We start from the raw sequence: 19,571 nt of genomic DNA, 5'->3' as shown, positions 1-19,571 counted from the left end.
GAGGGCCACACGGCGGACGTCGCCGCGTGTCCGAACGTGTTGCGCGCGTTGCGGCCAGCCAGATCAGCGTCGGATGAGCCCGAACTGGGTGGCGGTTGCGACGGCGGCGGTGCGGGACTCGACGTCGAGCTTGGCCGGCGGCGACCGGCTCTATCCACCACCTCGGGGCGTACGGCGGCGAGCATGGCTCGGTGGTCGGTGTGGACGGTCGCCTCCGCGGGTACCGGGGCGGCCGGCTCGTCGTCGAGGGGACGGACGTCCACCAGGGCGACCAGGCCAGGCCGAGGCGTTGAACCGGGCGTGGACAGGCTGCGAGGCCGCACGAGCTCCGGCGGCAGGGCCGCCGCTCAGCCGGCGGCGAACTCCTCGGTGCCCAGCACGTGCAGCAGGTTGAGTCGCTCGCGGGACTCGGCGTCGGCGGGCGTCAGAACCACAAGCTCCTGGCCCAGGTCCGGTGTCACCAGCGTCTCGCAGTCCATCACGATCGGCCCGACGCGGGGGTGCACGAGCGTCTTGCGGTCCGCCCGCCGTACGCCGACCTCGTGCTCGGCCCACAGACGCCGGAACTCGGGACTCGCCGCCTCCAGCCGGGCGATGAGCCCGGTCACCGTCGGGTCGCCGGAGCGGCGGCCCGCGACGGCACGCAGGTCCGCCACCAGTTGGCGGGAATGGCGTTCCTGTTCCGAGGACGGATGGAGGGGGCGGGAGTCGGGTTCGGTGAACCAGCGGTATGCCAGATACCGCCGATCGCCGGTGAACACGGTGTGATCACCGATCAGCAGCGTGGAGGTGCGGGTCTGAGCCAACACCTCTCCCAGATCGGAGATGACCAGCGCGGCCGTGTTGCCCAGCAGGTCGAGCATGCGGACCAGGCCGGCGCGGGCGAGCCGGGCCACACCGGCCGCGGGTGGGGGCTGGTGGCCGGCCAGGTGGAACAGGTGGTCGCGCTCGTCGTCGGAGAGGCGCAGGGCGCGGGCCAGGGCGCCGAGCAACTGGGTGGAGGGTTGGCTGCTGCGGCCCTGCTCGAGGCGTACGACATAGTCCACCGACATGCCGGCCAGCATCGCGACCTCCTCGCGCCGCAGGCCTGCGGTGCGACGGCGAGGGCCGTCGGCGATGCCCACCTCGGCGGGGCGGATGCCCTCGCGGCGGCGGCGCAGGAAGTCGGCCAGGTTCTCACGCTGCATGTTCTCCATGGTCCCTCGCGCGCGGGGCACGGAACAGGGAGTCACGCTCCTACGATGAACGGTCCGCTCCCGGCCGTCCGCAACCGGGCGCAAGGTGGGGACATGCAGAAACGAACCTTGGGAAAGACCGGTCCGGTCGTCGGCGCGCTGGGTCTGGGCGCGATGGGGATGACCAGCGGCGTTTACGGCGTCGCTGACCGCTCCGAGAGCATCGCGACCGTGCACGCGGCGTTGGACGCGGGGCTCACGCTGATCGACACCGGTGACCACTACGGCGCGGGTCACAACGAGATGCTGCTGGCCGAGGCGCTACGCGGTCGACCGCGGGAGAGCTACGTGCTGAGCGTCAAGTTCGGGGTGCTGCTCGCGCCGGGCGGCGGCTTCCTCGGGCAGGACAGCCGGCCCGAGGCGGTGAAGAATTTCCTGATCCACTCGATGACCCGGCTGGGCGTGGACTACGTCGACATCCTGCGGCCGGCGCGCCTCGACCCGCAGGTGCCGATCGAGGACACGGTGGGCGCGATCAAGGAGATGATCGAGGGCGGGTACGTGCGGCACGTGGGTCTTTCCGAGGTGGGCGCCGAGACGATCCGCCGGGCGTACGCCGTACACCCGGTCGCCGACCTGCAGATCGAGTACTCGCTGATCTCGCGCGGGGCGGAGGCCGACGTGCTGCCGACGTTGCGGGAGCTGGGTGTGGGGATGACCGCGTACGGCGTCCTGAGCCGAGGCCTGATCTCCGGGCACTGGGAGAACACCAAAGCGCGGCCGGGCGACAACCGCGGACGGATGCCGCGGTTCTCGGGTGACAACCTCGAACACAACCTGGCCCTGGTGGAGGCGCTGCGCCGGGTGGCCGAGGCGAAGGGCTGCACCGTGGCCCAGTTGGCGATCGCGTGGGTGGCGGCGCAGGGCGACGACATCGTCCCGCTCGTCGGCGCCCGTACGCGCGATCGGTTGAACGAGGCCCTGCCCGCCGCGGACCTGACGCTCTCCGCGGACGACCTGGCGGAGATCGAGAACGCGGTGCCGACCGGCGCGGCGCGCGGCGACCGCTACCCGACCGCGATGATGGCCAACCTCGGCGCCGGCAACTGACACCGCGGCACGGTGCCGACCGCCGCATCGGAGCGGCCTGGGCCGCACGGGGAGGCGGACGGGCAACGGCCCGCGACGCGCACGATCGAAAACCTCCGAGCTACCAGGGGTACGTCACTCGCCCTGCTCCTGGGTCTGGTTGAGGATCGCCCGCAGGAGCGGGGGCGGTAACCGCGTGCCAGCGCCGAGGATTTCCAGGCCGACGACACGACCCTCGGGGTCGAGGTCAAGGGTGTACTCGCCGTCAGCAGGGTCGAAGGGCACCGTTCGCCGTACCCCCGCCGCCGGAATCGGGTGATCAAGGTAGAGGTAGGCGGCATCGGCGTCGCTGTCGTAGGAGCAGACCAGCGCGACGCGTGTCTCCGTGTACATGGCCATCAGGCTGGCACATGGCTGACGTGTCGCGTCTCCGACGGGGCGTTCGCGTGGTCAACGAATCGTCTGACCGACGCGGGGTGTGATGAATCGCCGGAGCGGCAGGGCGATGAGCAGTGCGACGGTGACCAGAAGGCCGCTGACCCACACCGGGCCAACGTTGCCGGCATGGGTCCCGAGGGTCGCCGCAGCGACGACGGGGCCGCCGGCAGCACCGATGTTGAGCGCCCTGGTCGCGTACGACCCTCCCGCTCGAACCCGGACGGCTGATCACCGGTGACGGCGGGCCATCCACTGCCAGATGTGGGTGCCGTTGCTGCTCGGGTCGTTGCGGGCCACGTAGATCCAGGACCAGTGACCGGGGAACTGGTAGCCGTTCCAGACGACGTGGTCGTACAGGGTGAGCAGTGATCCCGGGATGAGGTCGTGGGCGTGGATCGTGTTGGTCTCGGGTGGCACGGTGTCGTCGTCGCGCGAGGTGACCAGCCAGGTCGGGGTGTGGATCTTTGCCAGCTCCGCGTCGGTGATCAGCGGCGGGCCCTCCCCGCTGAGCGGCTCGACAACGCCGCAGATCGGCACCGAGGCGGCGAACAGGTCGGGATAGGCGACTGTCATCTCCAGGGACATGTAGCCGCCGTTGCTGCAACCGACCACGTAGATCCGGTCGGGGTCGACACGCTTGCGGCGGACGAGGTCCCGGACGATCTCGCGGATCAGCGGGGCGAACCGAGGGCCGTCCTCCATCCAGTAGGAGGTGCTCTGCGGAGCGACGACGTACGCGCCGGAGAAGATCCGTTGGGCCTCCGGGGTGGCGAAGCCCAGCGCGCCCCGGTTGGCGCGCAGCGTGGTCTCGTTGTCGTAGTAGTCGTCGGGCAGTGAGGCACCCTCGCCGCCGCCGTGCAGCCAGAGGATCAGTGGTCGTCGCCCGTGGCGGGGCGAACGCTCCGGCGAGTACAGCCGGTACTTCAGGCCCGAGCCGGAGACGTGATGGGTGAACGCGTCCACCTCGGGGTTCGACAGTCGGCCCTGCACGAAGCGCGTGATGGTGAGCGGCGAGCCGTGGCGCCGGACGAGCGGGGTGTTCTGCGTGATGGTGTAGACGAGGTTCAGCCGGACGTTGCGGCCCCTGCTGACGATGTACCCGAGGGTGCCACCGCCGAGTTGACCTTCGGCGTGGCTCAGCTCCAGCACGATGTTTCCGTGCCGGTCGAGCCGGGCCTCGGTCACCGCCCGGTCCAGGTCGTACTCGCTGAAGATCAGGTCGCCGGGAGCGACAGGGATCGGCGAGGTGGCCCTGGCGTGCACGGTGAACGTGCCGGGGGTGAGCGCGGCGGGGTCGATCGGCCCGAGCCGGCCGGTGTCGAGGGTGACCGAGGTGACCTGCTCGCCGCCGTCGAGGGTCCTCGCGTCGAGGGTGAACCGCACGCTTGTGGGGTGGTCGCCGTGGGCGTGGGCGGCGGGGCCGGGCAGCGCGAGGCCGATGGCGGCGCCGGCGCCGCCGGCCAGGACGGTGCGGCGGGTGACAGACGTGGACATGCGGTCCCCCGTACCTCGCGATGTTGATGTTCATCGATGGCAATTCAACCTAACGCCGCAGAGATCCGCTGGCAACCGGGGCCGCCGCGCCGGGACAGGGCACCCGGGTTCCCTCGGTGTCCGCGCACGTCGCCGAGCGGACGTTTGTCCGCCGGGACGTCTGGACACTTGTCGCTCGTGTTCGACGACTTCGTGGACGAGCGGATCGACGTCGGGGAGGTGGAGCTTCGGGTCCGGCACGCCGGGCAGGGGCATCCGGTCCTCCTCATCCACGGGCATCCGCGTACCGGATCGACGTGGCACCGGGTGGCACCGCAGCTGGTGGATCGGGGGTTCACCGTCGTCTGCCCGGACATGCGCGGCTACGGGCGCTCCGGGAAGGCGCGCATCCTCCCCGACCACTCGCAGCAGTCCAAGCGAGCCGTGGCGGCGGACCTGGTCCGGCTGATGAACGCCCTCGGCCACCCGACATTCTCCGCCGTCGGTCACGACCGGGGCTGCTACGTGGCGCTGCGCCTGGCGCTCGACCATCCCCACGCGGTCAGCCGCCTCGTCGTTCTCGACGGTGTGCCGATCAGCGAGGCCCTCGCCCGGTGCGATGCCACCTTCGCCCGCGACTGGTACCACTGGTTCTTCTTCGCCCAGCCCGAGACGCCGGAGCGGGTGATCACCGCCGATCCCGACGCCTGGTACGCGAGCAGGGCACGGCCGGAGAGCATGGGAGTCGAGAACCACCAGGAGTTCCGGCAGGCCATCCACGATCCCGCCACCGTACGGGCGATGCTGGAGGACTACCGCGCCGGCCTCGGAGTCGACCGGGAGCACGAGGAGGCCGACATGCGTGCCGGCCGTACCGTCGCCTGCCCGACGCTCTTCCTCTGGTCGACCGGGGACGACCTGGAGAGCCTGTACGGTGACCCGCTGGCCATCTGGAGGCGGTGGGCCAACGATCTCCGGGGCGGCCCGATCGAGTCCGGACACCATGTCGCGGAGGAGAATCCCGACGACCTGACCGCCGCGCTGCATCACTTCCTCGCCGAGCGGTCCCGGCCGGACGAGGGTCCGCACGTGCCGCTGACCGGGCGCGATGACGGTGCAGGCGGCTAGCTGCGGAGCAGATGCCTCTCGGGCGTTTCCGCGATCTGCCGGGCCACCCGTACGAATGCCGCGACCGCGGGCGAGCGCGACGCGGCCGGCCAGGCCACCTTCAGCGTCACCGGTTCGAGTTCCGGCACCGGGCGGAAGGCGGTGCCCGGCCGGGAGTACCGCCGGGCCACCCACTCCGGCAGGAACCACACGGCGGTGCCCACCTCGACCAGGTTGAAGATCTGCGCGAGGTCCAGCGGCCGCCCGGTGCTCGTCATGCGGGCGCGCTCGGCCGGCGAACCGTCCGGGAGTCGCCGGCCGGTCAGGTCGGCCAGCCGGATGGCCGTCCGCGCGGCCAACGGGTCGGCGGCCGGTAGCGCCACCATGCTCGGCCCGGTCAGCAGCAGCTCGCTGTCCAGCCCGTCCTCGTCGTCGAGCGCCGGTACGAGTGCCACGTCGGCGCGCCCGTCGCGCAGTGCCGGCACCTGCTCGCCGCGCCCGCCGAGCAGCAGGTCGACCGGCATGACGTCGTACGCGTCGAGGATCAGCGGTAGCAGCCCGCCGTCGTAGTCGGCCTTGAGCGCCAGCCGGAGAGCCGGTGTCTCCTGCCCGGCTCGGCGGGCCCGGCGCTGGGCGGTGCCGATGGCGTCGAGCGCGACTCGGGCGTCGGCCAGCAGCGTCTCGCCGGCCGGGGTCAACGCCACCTGCCGCGTGGTGCGGATCAGGAGCTGCACGCCGAGCTGCCGTTCCAGGTCGCGGATGGCGCGCGACAGTGGCGGCTGGGCCATGCCGAGCCGTTCGGCGGCTCGGCCGAAGTGCCGCTCCTCGGCGACCGCCACGAAGTAGCGGAGCTGGCGAGTCTCCAGATCACTCATACCGCCACGGTATCAATCCAGAGGGAGATGGTCTTTCCGATCGGCGCGCGGTCGGCGTTGACTGAGGACGTCAGTTTTCCCACCGAACAGGGATGAAAGCAATGATTGTGGTAACCGCTCCGACCGGTCACATCGGCGGCCACCTGGTCCAGGGTCTGCTCGAGGCCGGCGCGCCCGTGCGGGTGGTGGCCCGGGACCCCGCGCGACTGGCGCCGGGCGTGGCCGAGCGGGTCGAGGTCGTCCGAGGCTCGCACCGCGACCCGGCCGTCGTGGCCGAGGCGTTCGCCGGCGCCACTGCCGTCTTCTGGCTGGTGCAGGCCGACCCGCGTTCGACAAGCCTGGACGAGGCCTACTCCGGCTTCACCCGGCCGGTGCTCGACGCGCTGGCCGCCGTCCCGCGCGTGGTCGGCATCTCGGCGCTGGGGCGCGGCACGCCGATGGCCGACCGGGCCGGGCACGTCACCGGGACGCTGGCGATGGACGACCTGATCGCCGGGACCGGCGTGCCGTACCGGGCCCTGACCATGCCGTCCTTCATGGACAACGTGCTGTGGCAGCTCACCCCGATCACGCAGCAGGGCGTCCTGTACGGCCCCGCCGCGCCGGACCTGTCCGCGCCCACGGTCGCCACCAGGGACATCGCCGCGGTGGCCGCGCGCCTGCTGCGCGACGACACCTGGACCGGCTTCGAGGAGGTGCCAGTCCTCGGCCCGGAGGACCTCACCCAGAACGAGATGGCCGCGATCATCGCCGACGTGCTCGGCCGTCCCGTCCGCTACCAGCAGGTCCCCGGACCGGCCTTCAAGGAGAACTCGCTGCGGGCCGGCCTCTCCGACGCCATCGCGCAGGGTCTGCTCGACATGGCCGTGGCCAAGAACGAGGGCCTGGACAACGGCGTGACCCGTACCCCCGAACGGAGCACGCCGACGACCTTCCGCCGGTGGTGCCTCGATGTGCTGAAGCCCGCCGCCGACGCCTGACGTGCGGCCATCTGGCTGCCCGGCGTCGGGCAGCCGGACGGCCGGCGTTGGAGTCGGCGGGTCCGCAGGGTGGCGGAACCAGGGAGCGGATGATCGGGGTTGCGCGGACAATGGGGGAATGAAGCGTGATGTTCGCCTGATGCGGTTCACGGGGACGCGTGCCAACGGCGCGGTGGCGACGGGCGTCTCGGCTACCGGCGCGCGGGCTGCGGGGGCGGTCTCTGTCGGGGCCGTCGCGGTCGGGGCGCTGGCCGTCGGGGCGGTCTCTGTCGGGGCCGTGGCCGTCGGGGCTCTGGTCATCGGGCGGCTGACTGTGCGCCGGGCGGTCGTGCGGGAGCTGCGCGTCGGCCGGTTGGAGATCGACGAGCTGGTGGTGCGCGGCCGACCCGTCGGCGAGGGATAACCCGCTCCCGCATGGGCGCACCCGATGCCGACCGGCACCGGGGCCCGCGGCGGACACGCCCGGCGAGGGCGGTGGTGTCGCGCCTGGTCGGCCCCGTTCGGGAGTCGACCGCGCCGCCGCAAGCCGCGTCCACGACGGCACACCAAGGCGAAGCGAACCCGCGTCCGCGGTGCCGCTGCGCCCGGAGACTGGCAGAATCGTGTCCAAGGAACGGGTGCGCGGGGTCGAGGAGAAGCATGAGCGACTGGAACGACAAGATCATCGCCGAGTTTCGCGCCAACGGTGGGCAGGTCGGAGGCCAGTTCGCTGGCGCGCCGCTGCTGCTGTTGCACACGGTCGGCGCCAAGAGCGGCGAGCCTCGCGTGCACCCGATGATGTACCAGAAGGTGGACGGCGGCTACGCCGTCTTCGCGTCCAAGGGCGGTGCGCCCACCAATCCCGACTGGTACCACAACCTGCTCGCCCACCCGCGCACCCAGGCCGAGATCGGCACGGACAAGGTCGATCTGGTCGCGAGAGTTGCCACCGGGGACGAGCGCGAACGGATCTGGAGCGCGCAGAAGACCGCGTACCCGGGCTTCGCCGACTACGAGCGCAAGACCACCCGCGAGATCCCGGTCGTCGTACTGGAACCGGCGGCCTAGGTGGAGACGATGCGGTCGACGGGCTGACCGGCATCGTCCATCTGCTGGGTCGCGCGTTCTCGTGCACACCCGACCGAGTGGCGGAACACGTCGACGACGGCTGACCATCCATTGCAGATGTGGGTGCACGGTGCCGTCCTCCCGGGGCGATCGTCGCTCGATCGCCCCGGGTCCGTCAGGTGCGTGGCCTCCTACGCCGCCGTGACGGGACCGATTTCGACGACGCTGCCGGTTGCCCGGGACCGCTCGGCCGCCCAGACGACCCGGTGCGAGGAGATGCTCTCCTCGGGCCCGGAGGTGACAAGTGAGCGGTCCCCGGTGGCGACCGCCGCGATGAACGCCTCGATGAGTGCCCCGTCGGCCCCGCCGTGTCCGTCGGCGGCCGAGGCGTCGCCCTCGGGGTCGAGGTCGATGGTCTCGACGGTGTCGGTGAGGAAGTCGTGGACGCGCAGGGCCCGGCCGTCGCCCTCGATGCTGCCGCGCGTGCCGAAGATCCGGGTCTTGCGGAAGTCGAGTGCGGTGAAGGCCGTCATCGTGAACGCCACGGTGACGCCGCCCTCGTACTCGAGGTTCACCACCTGGTGGTCGACGACGTCGTTGCGGCCCGAGTAGACGCAGGTGCCGTAGGGGCCGTCCGCCAGGGCCTTGCGGACGCCGTCCGCGCTGACGTCGTCGGTGAGCACGCCGAGCGGCCACGCCTCGTGCACAGGGTCGCCGAGGAACCGTTCGTAGATGCGGACCGCGGAGTAGACGCACGATCGTTCGACCGGGCAGTCGACGCAGCGCGCTGTCGCTCCGGCCGGGCGGTTCTCCGGCCGGAAGTGGGCGAGGCCGCCGAAGGAGGAGACCCGGCGGACCGGCCGGCCGATGAGGTGGCCGAGCCAGTCGATGTCGTGGCACGACTTGGCCAGCAGCATCGACGACGACTCGGCCTCCACCGCCCAGCTGCCGCGTACGTAGCTGTGGGCGTGGTGCCACCAGCCGACCGGCTCCAGGTGGTCGATGCTGACGATCGCGCCGATCCGTCCGGTGTCGAGCAACCCCTTGAGGATCCGCGAGTAGGGCGTGTAGCGCAGCACGTGGCAGACGGCGAGGAGGACGTCGTTGTCGACGGCCGCCGCGACAATGCGCTCCGCCTGCTCGGGCAGCGGCGCCATCGGCTTCTCCAGCAGGATCGCGTAGCCGAGTCCGGCGAGGGCCACCACCGGTTCGACATGCCCGCGATCGGGGGTCGCGACGATCACCGCGTCGGCGAGCCGGGGATGGGCGGCGAGGTCCTCCCACGAGGCGAAGCGGCGCTCGGCGGGTACGTCGAACTCGTCGGCCAGGGCGATGCGACGGGCGGGGTCGGGGTCGGCGACAGCCGCGATCGTGGCCTTGGTGGTGGCGGCGGCGAGCCGCGCGTAGGCCGCGCCTCGCGCTCCGGCACCGACGATCGCCAGAGTGATGGACATCAGGTGTCTCCTATTTGATGGCGCCGGAAAGGATGCCTTTGACGAAGTGGCGCTGGAAGAAGAGGTAGAGGATGACCACGGGCACGATGACGATGATCGTTCCGGCGCTGAGCAGCGGGATGTTGCGGCCGTAGGCCTGGATGAACTTGCCGAGCCCGGATGGCGCCGTACGCATCGCCGGGTCCTGGATGAGGATCAGCGCGAGCAGGAACTGGTTCCACGCCCACATGAAGTAGAGAAGGCCGAGGGTGGTGAGCGCCGGCCGTGCGGTGGGCAGCAGGACCAGTCGCAGGATCTGCCTGCTGGACGCGCCGTCCATCTCGGCGGCCTCGGTCAGTTCCGGTGGCAGCGACTCGAAGTGGCTGCGCATCCAGAACACCCCGAACGGCATGAACGCCCCGATGAGCGGCAGGATGACCGCCCAGTAGGTGTTGAGGAGGCCGATCGACTTGAGGTCGTAGTAGAGCGGGATGACGATCGACTCGTACGGCAGGGCCAGGCCCAGCATGAGCAACGCGAAGATCGGCCCCCGCACGGCGAGTCGCATCATCGCCAGGCCGTAGCCGGCGAGTGTCGCGAGGACCAGTGCGAGGGGTACGACGCCGAGCGCGATGATCAGACTGGATCGCATGAGGTCGCCGAACCCGCCGGTCGACCAGGCGTCGGCGTAGTTGTGCCACTGCGGATCCGACGGCCACGCGAGGCCCGGGCTGAGATTGTCCTGTGGTTGCAGCGACGCGGCGAGGATCGCGTAGAAGGGGACGAGCACCGAGGCTGTGGCAGCCAGCAGTGACAACCGGGTCAGCGACCGAATCATGCCTTCTCCCGGGTGAGGCGGTTCAGGGCGAACATGACCGCGCAGGTCAACAGGGACAGGACGACGGCGAGCGCGCAGGCGGTGCCGACCTGTCCGGCGGTGAAGGTCAGCCGGTAGATGGCGACGCCGGGCACCATCGTCGACTCGCCGGGGCCTCCGCCGGTCATCACGTAGACGACGTCGAAGCTGGCCAGGGCGGCGATCACGGTGACGGTCGCCGCCACCGACATCTCCCGGCGCAGGCCCGGCACGGTGATGTGCCAGAACTCGTGGACCGCGCCGGCACCGTCCAGCCGGGCGGCTTCGTACAGGGCCGGATCGATCTTGCCGATTCCGGAGTACAGCAGCAGGAAGCAGAGCCCGGTCGAGACCCAGGTCCCGACGACCCCGACCGCCGGGTACGCCCAGGTGAAGTCGCCCAGCCAGGCCCGGGTCAGGTCGGACAGGCCGACCTCGCGCAGCAACGTGTTGAACGGCCCGTCGTCGTCGAAGAACAGCTTCCACACGCTGCCGACCGCGACGAGCGGAAGGATCTGCGGCAGGAAGATGACGGTGCGGACGAAGGGCATGCCCTTCCACGGCACGTTCGCGACGAGCGCCGCCAGCACCAGCCCGAGACCGATCGGGATGACCGAGTAGAAGATGATCAGCCCGAAGGCGTGGACCAGGGAGAGCCGCAGCGCCGGGTCGGCGAGGATCTCCCGGTAGTTGTCGAGCCCGGCCCAGGTGGCGACGCCGATCCCGTTCCAGTTCCAGAACGAGATCCACAGGCTGTGCACCCACGGTGCGATCACGAAGGCCGCGTAGAAGAGCAGCGCCGGCGCGGTGTAGAGCAGCGGTACGAGTCGTGCCCGCGACCGCCGGGCCCGCACCGGCGTCGCGGATGCGACGACGGTGCGGTCCCGGACGGCCGCGCTGTTCGCGAGGCCGTCAGCCATGCGTCTTTGCCCAGTCCGCCTGGACGGCCCGGATGAACGTGGCGGGGTCGCTCTTGCCGGCGACCAGCTTCTGGGTCTCGGCGACCAGGGTGTCGTTCATGGTCGCGGTGGCGTTGTTGTTGAACCCGATGAGCCCGTCGTCGGCGTTGACCTTGTTCCACGCGGCGACCAGTTCGGCGGAGATCGTGCCGGGCTCGGCGGTCACGGTCGAGGCGTCCGAGGGCAGGAAGCCCTGCGCGAAGGAGGCCTTGGCGGCCTCCGGGCCGCGCAGGAAGTCCAGGAAGGCGGCAGCGGCCTGAGCGTTCTTCGACTTGCGCGAGATCCCGTACGCGACCGAGGTGCCGATGGCGGTGGCCTTCGGGCCGGGGAAGGGCACGAAGCCGGCGTCGCCCCGCAGCGCGTCGCCGATCTTCTTGGAGTCCCACGAGCCGTCGACGAAGAAGACGCCGTCGCCCTTGGTGAACTTGTCCACGGCACCCTGGAGGTCGATGCCGTTGGCGTCCTTGGAGAAGTAGCCCTTCGTGCCCCAGTCGGTGATGCTCTGGGCGCCCTTGGTGTTTCCGGCGGTGTCGAAGGTGGCTCCGCCCTCGCCGAAGACCCACTTGGCGTACGCGGCCGGGCCGTCCGTGGACTGGCCGATGAGCTGGATCGGGAAGGAGGCGTGGCCCTCCTTGTTGCCGAGCTGGAGCGGGGTCTCACCGCCGGCCTTTGCCTTGGCCAGAGCGGCCTCCAGGTCCTCCAGTGAGGCCGGAGCCGCGGCGATGCCGAGTTTCTTCAACTTGGCCTTGTTGTAGAAGAGCCCGACCTGCGAGAAGGACGCGGGTGCCGCGTACAGGTCGCCGGAGCCGAGGGTGGTGCCGTCCTTGGCGACCCGCCACTGGTTGAGTTGTCCGGCCGGGTACGCCGACTCCCAGCCGTACGCCTTGGCATAAGGCTGGAGGTTGAGGATCAGCTGGTCCTTGACCGTGGTGCCCACCGCGTTGAGCAGCACGATGTCGGGCGAGGTGTCGCTGGACAGCGCGAGGTTTAGCGACTTGTTGTAGTCGTCGTACGTCGTGTCGACGTAATTGATCTTGACGTTGGGGTGCTTCGTCTGGAACGCCGGGATGATGTCCTTCATGGCGGCACCCGACTCGGGGGTGGCGATCAGTTTGAGTTCCACAGATCCGCTCGGAACGCCGGTCTGGACGGGCGCGTTCGGGTCGGCGGCCGGTTCTCCGTCGGGCGAGCTGCCGGGGGCGCACGCTCCGAGCGCGAGGAGCACCGCTGCCGCGCTGAGCGCACTCTTGACGGATGTCATGGACTTCATAAGGTCTCCCAGGGCAGGAGTAGTTTCGAAGGAAACTTGCGTTCGCTATAGTGAGCCGTCGAGGAACCCACGTCAAGGGGCAGCGAATGACCGTACGTGACGCTCTTCCGGGTGGGGACCAGAGCGCCCTACGGCACCTGAACACGCGTCGTGTGCTGCGACTGCTCTACGAGGGGCCTTCGCTGACCATCAGCGGTGTCTCCCGGGAGACCGGGCTGTCCCGCCCCACCGTGCAGGGCATCCTGACCTCACTTGTCGAGTCCCGACTGCTGCTCCTGGACGGATTCGACAACGCCCCGACCGGAGGGCGGCCCGCGCAGCGGTACCGCTTCGCCGCGGACGCGGGCATCCTGGCCGGCCTCGACATCGGGGCGCACGCGGTGTCGGTGCGCATAACCGACCTTGCCGGCGCGCAAGTGGCGGCCGCTCGGGCCGCCATCGACCCGGATCTGGAGCCCGCCGGCCGCATCGACGCCGCTGTCAACCTGCTGCGACGCACGATGCCGGCCGACTCGCCGCGGTTGTGGGCGGCCTGTGCCGGTTCCCCGGGCATCATCGCCGACGGCGTCGTGCGACTGAGCGTTGCCATCCCGGACTGGACCGGCACGGCGCTGGCCAAGGAGCTCACCGCCCGCCTGGACTGTCCGGTGAGCGCCGTCAAGGACGCCAACCTCGCGGTCCTCGCCGAGCACCGGGTCGGTGCCGCGCAGGGCGTCGACCACGTCCTGTACGTGCATGCCGGGCACCGCCTCGGCGTCGGCGTCCTGGTGGACGGCAGGCCGTTCGGCGGCGGCCGTGGGGCTGCCGGGGAGATCGGTCGACACCCGGGCCTGGGTTGGGAGGCGGCTCCCCGAAAACTGCTCTCCGATGCGGGGGTGGCTCCCGGCATGAATTCCCGCGAATGGGTCTTCGCGCAGGCCAGACGGGGGGACAGGCGCGCGGTCCAGGCCGTCGACGACTACGCCCGGGCGCTCGCCGAGGGAGTGGGCGCGATGGTTCTCGCCATGGACCCGCAGTTGGTCGTGGTGGGCGGTGGCATCGCGCGCGCCGGCGAGACGGTGATGGAGCCGGTGCGGCGTCACCTCGCCGAGATCCTGTACGAGTTGCCAGGCCTGGCGATCTCCGCTCTCGGAGACGACGCGGTGGCGATCGGGGCGGTCGAGACCGCCCGGGACGCGGTCCGCGCGGAGCTCTTCACGGACGGCTCTTGACGGCGGCGAGGCTCACCCGCATATTCGAAAGAACATTTCTTTCGATATCCGGGAGTGCCGCGTGGCGCATCGCCTTCGAAGAGTTCTTGCCGCAGCCAGCTCGATGATCCTCGGTGTCACCCTCGCCAGCGTCGTCACCGCCCCGTCGGCCCAGGCAGCAGACACCCCGCCCAGCCCGCTCGCCAAGCCGGGCTACACGCTCGACTTCTCCGAAGAGTTCAACGTCAGCACCCTCGACACGAACCGCTGGCTGCCCTACTACCTGCCGCACTGGACCTCCCCCGCCAACCGCGAGCTGGGTGCCAAGGCGCGCTACACGATCGCCGACGGCGTGCTCACCCAGCGGCTCGACGCCGACACCCCGGCGTGGAATCCGCAGTACGACGGCACGGTCAAGATCTCCTCGATCCAAACCTACAACAAGGACTACTGGCACAAGTTCAACAGCTCGATGCCGTTGAACCACCACGAGCCCGACTTCAACGGCTACACGTTCCAGTACGGCTACGTCGAGCTGCGCGCCAAGAAGTCGAACGTCGGAGGAGGTGGCCACCAGGCCCTCTGGCTGGTCGGCACCGGGGACACCTCAAGCGCCTCGCGCAACCCCGAGGTCGACATGGTCGAGACGTTCTTCTCCGAGCCGAACAACTGGCGGATCGCCGCCCACGGCTGGGGCGACCCGAACTTCCTGTCCAGCTCGTACGCGTCGATCGCCCCCGTTCCCAGCGGGTCGCCGACCACCGAGTTCCACACGTACGGCATGGAGTGGTCTCCCACCGACATCAAGTTCTACTACGACGGCCAGCTCTACCGGACGATCAACGATGCCCCCAACATGCCGATGGGGCTGATCATGGGCATCTACACCGACGCCGGCTCCGGTCAGCACAACGACGTCTGGCCCAAGACCTGGAGCGTCGACTACCTCCGCGTCTACAAGAAGGACGGCGGCTACCCGTTGTCCTACCAGCGGCTGAAGAACCGGCAGACCGGCCAGTACGCCAAGGACGACGGCAGCGGCACCGCCAGGTACGCCGCCGCCGCCACCACCGACCAGTCCGCCCAGTGGGCCGTCGAGAACGTCGACGGTCACGTCCGGTTCAAGAACCGTGCCACAGGCAACTACCTGCACGTGGAGAACCAGACAGGCAACGTGCAGACCGGTGCGGTGCCCGGCACCTACTGGTCGGCGCAGTGGGTCCAGGAGTCCGTCGACGGTCGCCTGCGCCTGAAGAACCGCTGGAAGGGCACCTACGCCCATACCGAAAACATGACGGGCCGCATCCAGTACGGCGCCGCGCCCGCCAACTGGTGGACCAGTCAGTGGGTTCTCGAACCCGTCTCCTGACGAACCGCGACCGGCCTGTTCGTGAGCGGAGCGACGCGGTTCCCGCCGCTGTTGTCGAAGGGCGGGTGCCGCGTCGCTCCGGTGCGCCTGCCGACCAAGTGCTGAGATACGTTGGCAATCATCGATGTGTTGCCGCATTGTCGACGTATGAGAGGCGTCTCCTCGTCCCCGCCGTTCCGCCTGCTGGTGGCCGCTGTCGCCCTGTCGACGGTGGCGCTCGGCACTGCTCTGAGCGCCGCACCAGCGGCCGACGCCGGCACCGCGACGCCCGCCGCGTACCCCGGGGTCGCCCCGGCGGCCGGTGTGGCCGCGGAGCCGGCCGCGACCGCGCCGCCGACGCCGACCGCGGCGCCCAGCACACCGAACACCTCGCCGCTGCCGCCGAGCGGGCCCACGAACCTGACCGCCAGCGAGGTCCGGACGGGGTCGATCACCCTCACCTGGACGGCCGCCACGTCAAACTGCTGCGCCATCACCGGCTACGACATCATGTACTACCAGGAGTTCGGCGACCTGGGTTACAGCGCCACCGTCGGTGCGGTCACCACCACCACGATCACCAACTACATCGGGCCGGGCGCGCAGTTCTCGTTCCGACTGATCGCCCGGGACAGCCTCGGGCAACGCTCGACCGGGTCGAACCTGCTGACAGTGGTCACGCCGGTGACGGACACCGGCCCGGACACCACCCCGCCGAGCGCGCCGCAGGGCCTGACCCTCGGCGAGGTGACCGCCTCGACCGCCACGCTGTCCTGGTCCCCGTCGACGGACAACGTCGGCGTGCTCGGGTACAACGTCTACGAGTTCGACGGCTGGTTCACGTCGAGGCTTGCCGCCACCGTGCCGGAGACGACGTACACGGTGTCGCTACCCCTGTCGAATCCGCTGCGGAACCGGTTCTACGTCCGCGCAAAAGACGCCGCAGGAAACGTGTCGATCGCGTCCAACACGGTCACCCTGCCCACGACGCCCACCCCGCCGCCCTCGACCTGCCGGGTGACCTACCGAAACCAGTCCGAGTGGCCTGGCGGTTTCGTGGCCGCGGTGACGGTCCAGAACACCGGGACGGCGCCGATCGACGGCTGGACCGTCACCTTCAGCTTCCCCGGAGACCAGCAGGTCACCTCGGGATGGAACGCCACGGTCGGCCAGACCGGCGCCGTCGTGACCGCCCGCAACGTCGACTGGAACCGCGTCCTCGCGCCGGACGGCTCGGCCACCTTCGGCATCCAGGGCCGGTGGAGTGTCAGCGACACGCCCCCGACCGGCTTCTCACTGAACGGCGCCGCGTGCACCGTGGGCTGAGCGTGGCCCGTCAGCTGTGAAAGGAAGACCCGTGAGCACACCTTCGGTCGCATCCCGCCGTGGCGCCCGGGCAGTGGTCGGGGCTGTCGCGGCAGGCGTGCTCGCCGTCTCCGCCACGCTCGCGGGTACGCCCGCGCCCGCCTCGGCCGTGAACACGCTCAGCATGCGGGGCGCGGACGTCTCCTCGTTGCAGCGCAGCCTGGATGTGGGCGCCAGGTACTACGACGCCGGCGGTGTCGCCCGCGACCCACTGGACATCCTGAAGTCCGTAGGCGTCAACTACGTCCGACTGCGCGTCTTCAACAACCCGGTCAGCGGCTACAACAACAAGAGCAGGGTGTTGGCGCAGGCGGCGACGGCCAGGGCGAAGGGCCTCAAGGTGCTCGTCGACTTCCACTACTCCGACACCTGGGCGGACCCCGGCAAGCAGTACAAGCCGGCCGCGTGGGCCGGCCACAGCCTGAGTCAGCTGCGCGCCGACGTGTACGCCTTCACCTACGACGTCTGCTCCAGCCTCAGCAGGCAGGGCACCCCGCCGGACAGTGTGCAGATCGGCAACGAGATCAACGTCGGGATGCTGTGGAACGAGGGCAGGGTCGTCAACAACGACTTCGCCCCGCTGGCCGGCCTGCTGAAGCAGGGCTACAACGCCACAAAGGCGTGCGGCAGCGGAATCCCCGTGATGATCCACACCGCGAACGCCGACAGCAACGCCAACGCCCGCTGGTTCTACGACGGCATCCGCGCCCAGGGCGTGCAGTGGGACATGACAGCACTGTCCTACTACTGCATGTGGCACGGCAGCCTGACGAACCTCTACAACAACATCGTTGACCTGCGCGGCCGCTACGGAAAGCCGGTGGTGATCGTGGAAACCGCGTACCCCTTCACCCGGAACAACGCGGACAGCGAGCCCAATGCCATCGGCGACGCGACCTGCGACGGCATCAGCGCGACCTGGTCCGGGCAGGCCCAGGAGTTCGACTGGGTCCAGAACACCGCCCGCAACGCGGGTGCCGTCGGTGTCTTCTACTGGGAACCGACCTGGTACGCCGTCCGCGGCAACGGCTGGGACCCGGCCAACATCAACGGCACCGGGAACCAGTGGGACAACATGGCGCTCTTCGACTGGTCCGGGCGGGTGAACCCGGGCGTGCGCTGGACACCCTGACGCTTCGTCGGCCCTGGGAGGGGGTCAGATCAGGGCTGCGGCGAGAGCGCGGAACGCGTCGGCGGGGAACGTCGTTGCGTCGCCACCGTTGAGTACCTGGATCGCCACCTCGTCCGCGCCGGCCTGGTAGTGCTTCTCCAGCCCGGCCGCGACCTGCTCCACTGTGCCCCACGGGATCAGGGCGTCGACGAGGCGGTCGCTGCCGCCGTCGGCGAAGTCGTCGTCGGTCCAGCCGAATCGCCGCAGGTTGTTCGTGTAGTTCGGCAGTGCGAGGTAGCCGCTCGTGTACTGCCGCGCGGTGGCACGGGCGGTGGTGGCGTCCGCGTCGAGGACCACCGCGACCTCGGGAGCGAGCAGCCGGTCCGGTCCGATCGCCGTCCGGGCCTCGGCGGTGTGCTCGGCGGGGACGAAGTACGGGTGCGCCCCTGCCGAACGGTCGCGGGAGAGTCCGAGCATCCGGGGGCCGAGCGCAGCCAGGACGCGCCGCTCGGCAGGGAGCCCGGCGGCGTCCAGGCCGCCGAGGTACTCCACCATTCTCGAGTACGGCTTGCGGTAGTCGGTGCCGCCGCCCTCCACCACCACGGCGTGGCTGGCGCCGAGACCGAGCAGGAACCGGCCGGGATGTGCCCGCTCCGCTTCCTGGGCGAACGCCGCCACCTCGGAGGGCGACGAGTGCCAGATGCTCACGATCCCCGACGCGACCCCGATGCGCGCGGTCCCGTCGAGGAGCTCCCGGAAGCGTGGGGCGACGTTCTCTCCGAAACCGCCGGAGAACCAGATCCGTGCGTAGCCGAGATCCTCCAACTCGGTCGCGGCATCGATGGCCGCGCCCTGACTCTCGCAGGCCAGGAAGAAGGGTTGCCACACGCTGACGAGTCTTTGTGCCATACCGGAACACTACGACCATCAGCGTCCGTGCAACCGCATCGCCCGGCAGGATCACACAGGCTGTTCCTCCACCGACCGGTACCTGTCAGCGCGGTGACCTGACGTCCAGTCGCCCACATACCCTCCGTTCGACGGTCCAGCGTGGATCACGACGCGGTGTACCGTCGCCGCATGACGGTGCTGCAGGAGTTTGTCGCCGCTCTCTCAAGCGGCCGGATCCAGGTCGTCGACCTCACCGCTCCGCTGTCGGACCAGACCCCGATCCTCGGTCTGCCCGAGCAGTTCGGCCAGACGTGGCCGTTCCAGCTCAGCGAGATCAGCAGGTACGACGACCGTGGTCCCGCCTGGTACTGGAACAACTTCTCCACCGGCGAGCACACCGGCACCCACTTCGACGCCCCGGTGCACTGGGTCAGCGGCCAGCAGGGCGCGGACGTGTCGCAGGTGCCGGTGAGCCAGTTGATCGCCCCGGCCGTGGTGATCGACCACACCGCCGACGCCGCCGCCGACCCCGACTTCCTGCTCGAGGTCGAGCACGTCAAGGCGTGGGAGGCGACGCACGGTGCCCTGCCCGCCGGTGGCTGGCTGCTCTACCGCACCGGCTGGGACGCGTACGGCGACGACCCGCAGCGGTACGCCAACGCGGGCCGTACCCCGGGCATCTCCGTCGAGTGCGCCCGCTGGCTGGCCGAGGAGTCGCCGATCCAGGGCGTCGGCGTGGAGACGGTCGGCACCGACGCGGGCGCGGCGCACTCGTTCGACCCGCCGTTCCCGTGCCACTCGTTCCTGCTCGGCCAGGAGAAGTACGGCCTGACCCAGCTCCGCAACCTGGCGCAGCTGCCGGCGACCGGCGCGGTGGTGATCGCCGGGCCGCTGCCGATCGTCTCCGGCTCCGGCAGCCCGTGCCGGGTACTCGCGCTTGTCGAACGGTAGGACCGGACCCCGG

General features: G+C 70.2%; 19 protein-coding genes. 10 read left to right on the top strand and 9 right to left on the bottom strand.

The window, feature by feature from the left end; all coding sequences use genetic code 11:
* Positions 1 to 347: 347 nt before the first annotated feature.
* On the bottom strand, positions 348 to 1,187 hold the full coding sequence (locus ABZS77_RS10930) for a helix-turn-helix transcriptional regulator (RefSeq protein WP_354820667.1): 840 nt from the start codon (positions 1,185 to 1,187) through the stop codon (positions 348 to 350).
* 102 nt (positions 1,188 to 1,289) lie between these two features.
* On the opposite strand from ABZS77_RS10930, the gene ABZS77_RS10925 reads away from it, so the two are divergent.
* A complete protein-coding gene (locus ABZS77_RS10925; RefSeq protein WP_354820664.1) occupies positions 1,290 to 2,285 on the top strand; it encodes an aldo/keto reductase in 996 nt (331 codons plus the stop codon).
* 114 nt (positions 2,286 to 2,399) lie between these two features.
* Here the strand turns inward: ABZS77_RS10925 and ABZS77_RS10920 are convergent, their stop codons facing one another.
* Entirely contained in the window at positions 2,400 to 2,657 is a 258-nt protein-coding gene (locus ABZS77_RS10920; RefSeq protein WP_354820661.1) for a DUF2283 domain-containing protein, read from the bottom strand.
* 273 nt (positions 2,658 to 2,930) lie between these two features.
* The gene (locus tag ABZS77_RS10915; protein ID WP_354820658.1) at positions 2,931 to 4,196 is read right to left on the bottom strand and encodes a PHB depolymerase family esterase; all 1,266 of its coding nucleotides are present in this window, start codon (positions 4,194 to 4,196) and stop codon (positions 2,931 to 2,933) included.
* 177 nt (positions 4,197 to 4,373) lie between these two features.
* Between ABZS77_RS10915 and ABZS77_RS10910 the strand changes: the two genes are divergently transcribed.
* A complete protein-coding gene (locus ABZS77_RS10910; RefSeq protein ID WP_354820655.1) occupies positions 4,374 to 5,303 on the top strand; it encodes an alpha/beta hydrolase in 930 nt (309 codons plus the stop codon).
* On the opposite strand, the gene ABZS77_RS10905 is transcribed toward ABZS77_RS10910, so the two are convergent.
* Positions 5,300 to 6,157 carry a LysR family transcriptional regulator gene (locus tag ABZS77_RS10905; RefSeq protein ID WP_354820652.1) on the bottom strand — a complete coding sequence of 286 codons (858 nt, stop codon included), beginning with the start codon at positions 6,155 to 6,157 and terminating at the stop codon, positions 5,300 to 5,302. The genes ABZS77_RS10910 and ABZS77_RS10905 overlap by 4 nt on opposite strands.
* 101 nt (positions 6,158 to 6,258) lie before the next feature.
* Between ABZS77_RS10905 and ABZS77_RS10900 the strand changes: the two genes are divergently transcribed.
* The 3 genes from ABZS77_RS10900 (at position 6,259) to ABZS77_RS10890 (ending at position 8,184) form a co-directional block, all read left to right on the top strand.
* The gene (locus ABZS77_RS10900) at positions 6,259 to 7,137 is read left to right on the top strand and encodes an NAD(P)H-binding protein (RefSeq protein ID WP_354820649.1); all 879 of its coding nucleotides are present in this window, start codon (positions 6,259 to 6,261) and stop codon (positions 7,135 to 7,137) included.
* A gap of 118 nt (positions 7,138 to 7,255) precedes the next feature.
* Positions 7,256 to 7,540: a hypothetical protein gene (locus tag ABZS77_RS10895; protein ID WP_354820646.1), complete on the top strand. Its 285-nt coding sequence runs from the start codon at positions 7,256 to 7,258 to the stop codon at positions 7,538 to 7,540.
* A 236-nt stretch (positions 7,541 to 7,776) separates the two neighbouring features.
* The gene (locus tag ABZS77_RS10890) at positions 7,777 to 8,184 is read left to right on the top strand and encodes a nitroreductase family deazaflavin-dependent oxidoreductase (protein WP_354820643.1); all 408 of its coding nucleotides are present in this window, start codon (positions 7,777 to 7,779) and stop codon (positions 8,182 to 8,184) included.
* A gap of 191 nt (positions 8,185 to 8,375) precedes the next feature.
* Here ABZS77_RS10890 and ABZS77_RS10885 read toward each other — a convergent pair whose 3' ends face one another.
* From ABZS77_RS10885 to ABZS77_RS10870, 4 genes are read right to left on the bottom strand one after another with little or no spacing between them, the layout of a single operon-like run.
* A complete protein-coding gene (locus ABZS77_RS10885; protein ID WP_354820640.1) occupies positions 8,376 to 9,638 on the bottom strand; it encodes a Gfo/Idh/MocA family oxidoreductase in 1,263 nt (420 codons plus the stop codon).
* 10 nt (positions 9,639 to 9,648) lie between these two features.
* Complete coding sequence (locus ABZS77_RS10880) at positions 9,649 to 10,455, bottom strand: carbohydrate ABC transporter permease (RefSeq protein ID WP_354820637.1); 807 nt, start codon at positions 10,453 to 10,455, stop codon at positions 9,649 to 9,651.
* Positions 10,452 to 11,393 (bottom strand): sugar ABC transporter permease, encoded by a 942-nt coding sequence (locus tag ABZS77_RS10875; RefSeq protein WP_354820634.1) that lies wholly within the window; start codon positions 11,391 to 11,393, stop codon positions 10,452 to 10,454. The genes ABZS77_RS10880 and ABZS77_RS10875 overlap by 4 nt, the downstream gene beginning before the upstream one ends.
* Positions 11,386 to 12,702, bottom strand: coding sequence for an extracellular solute-binding protein (locus tag ABZS77_RS10870; RefSeq protein WP_354820631.1), 1,317 nt, complete (start codon positions 12,700 to 12,702; stop codon positions 11,386 to 11,388). Before ABZS77_RS10870 ends, ABZS77_RS10875 begins: the two co-directional genes overlap by 8 nt.
* Positions 12,703 to 12,788: 86 nt before the next feature.
* Here ABZS77_RS10870 and ABZS77_RS10865 point away from each other — a divergent pair, with 86 nt between their 5' ends.
* The 4 genes from ABZS77_RS10865 to ABZS77_RS10850 all read left to right on the top strand — a co-directional run bounded on the left by ABZS77_RS10865 (position 12,789) and on the right by ABZS77_RS10850 (position 17,737).
* The gene (locus tag ABZS77_RS10865) at positions 12,789 to 13,913 is read left to right on the top strand and encodes an ROK family transcriptional regulator (RefSeq protein WP_354820628.1); all 1,125 of its coding nucleotides are present in this window, start codon (positions 12,789 to 12,791) and stop codon (positions 13,911 to 13,913) included.
* A gap of 61 nt (positions 13,914 to 13,974) precedes the next feature.
* The gene (locus tag ABZS77_RS10860) at positions 13,975 to 15,261 is read left to right on the top strand and encodes a glycoside hydrolase family 16 protein (protein ID WP_354820625.1); all 1,287 of its coding nucleotides are present in this window, start codon (positions 13,975 to 13,977) and stop codon (positions 15,259 to 15,261) included.
* A 147-nt stretch (positions 15,262 to 15,408) separates the two neighbouring features.
* Positions 15,409 to 16,566 carry a cellulose binding domain-containing protein gene (locus ABZS77_RS10855; protein ID WP_354820622.1) on the top strand — a complete coding sequence of 386 codons (1,158 nt, stop codon included), beginning with the start codon at positions 15,409 to 15,411 and terminating at the stop codon, positions 16,564 to 16,566.
* A 31-nt stretch (positions 16,567 to 16,597) separates the two neighbouring features.
* The gene (locus ABZS77_RS10850) at positions 16,598 to 17,737 is read left to right on the top strand and encodes a glycosyl hydrolase 53 family protein (protein ID WP_354820619.1); all 1,140 of its coding nucleotides are present in this window, start codon (positions 16,598 to 16,600) and stop codon (positions 17,735 to 17,737) included.
* A gap of 24 nt (positions 17,738 to 17,761) precedes the next feature.
* Here the strand turns inward: ABZS77_RS10850 and ABZS77_RS10845 are convergent, their stop codons facing one another.
* On the bottom strand, positions 17,762 to 18,625 hold the full coding sequence (locus ABZS77_RS10845; protein ID WP_354820616.1) for a TIGR03620 family F420-dependent LLM class oxidoreductase: 864 nt from the start codon (positions 18,623 to 18,625) through the stop codon (positions 17,762 to 17,764).
* A 171-nt stretch (positions 18,626 to 18,796) separates the two neighbouring features.
* On the opposite strand from ABZS77_RS10845, the gene ABZS77_RS10840 reads away from it, so the two are divergent.
* Positions 18,797 to 19,558: a cyclase family protein gene (locus ABZS77_RS10840; RefSeq protein ID WP_354820613.1), complete on the top strand. Its 762-nt coding sequence runs from the start codon at positions 18,797 to 18,799 to the stop codon at positions 19,556 to 19,558.
* Positions 19,559 to 19,571 lie beyond the last annotated feature (13 nt).

The organism is Micromonospora sp. NPDC005298, from assembly GCF_040607375.1.
Taxonomy (GTDB): Bacteria; Actinomycetota; Actinomycetes; order Mycobacteriales; family Micromonosporaceae; genus Micromonospora.
This window is presented reverse-complemented; position numbering and strand designations above follow the sequence as displayed.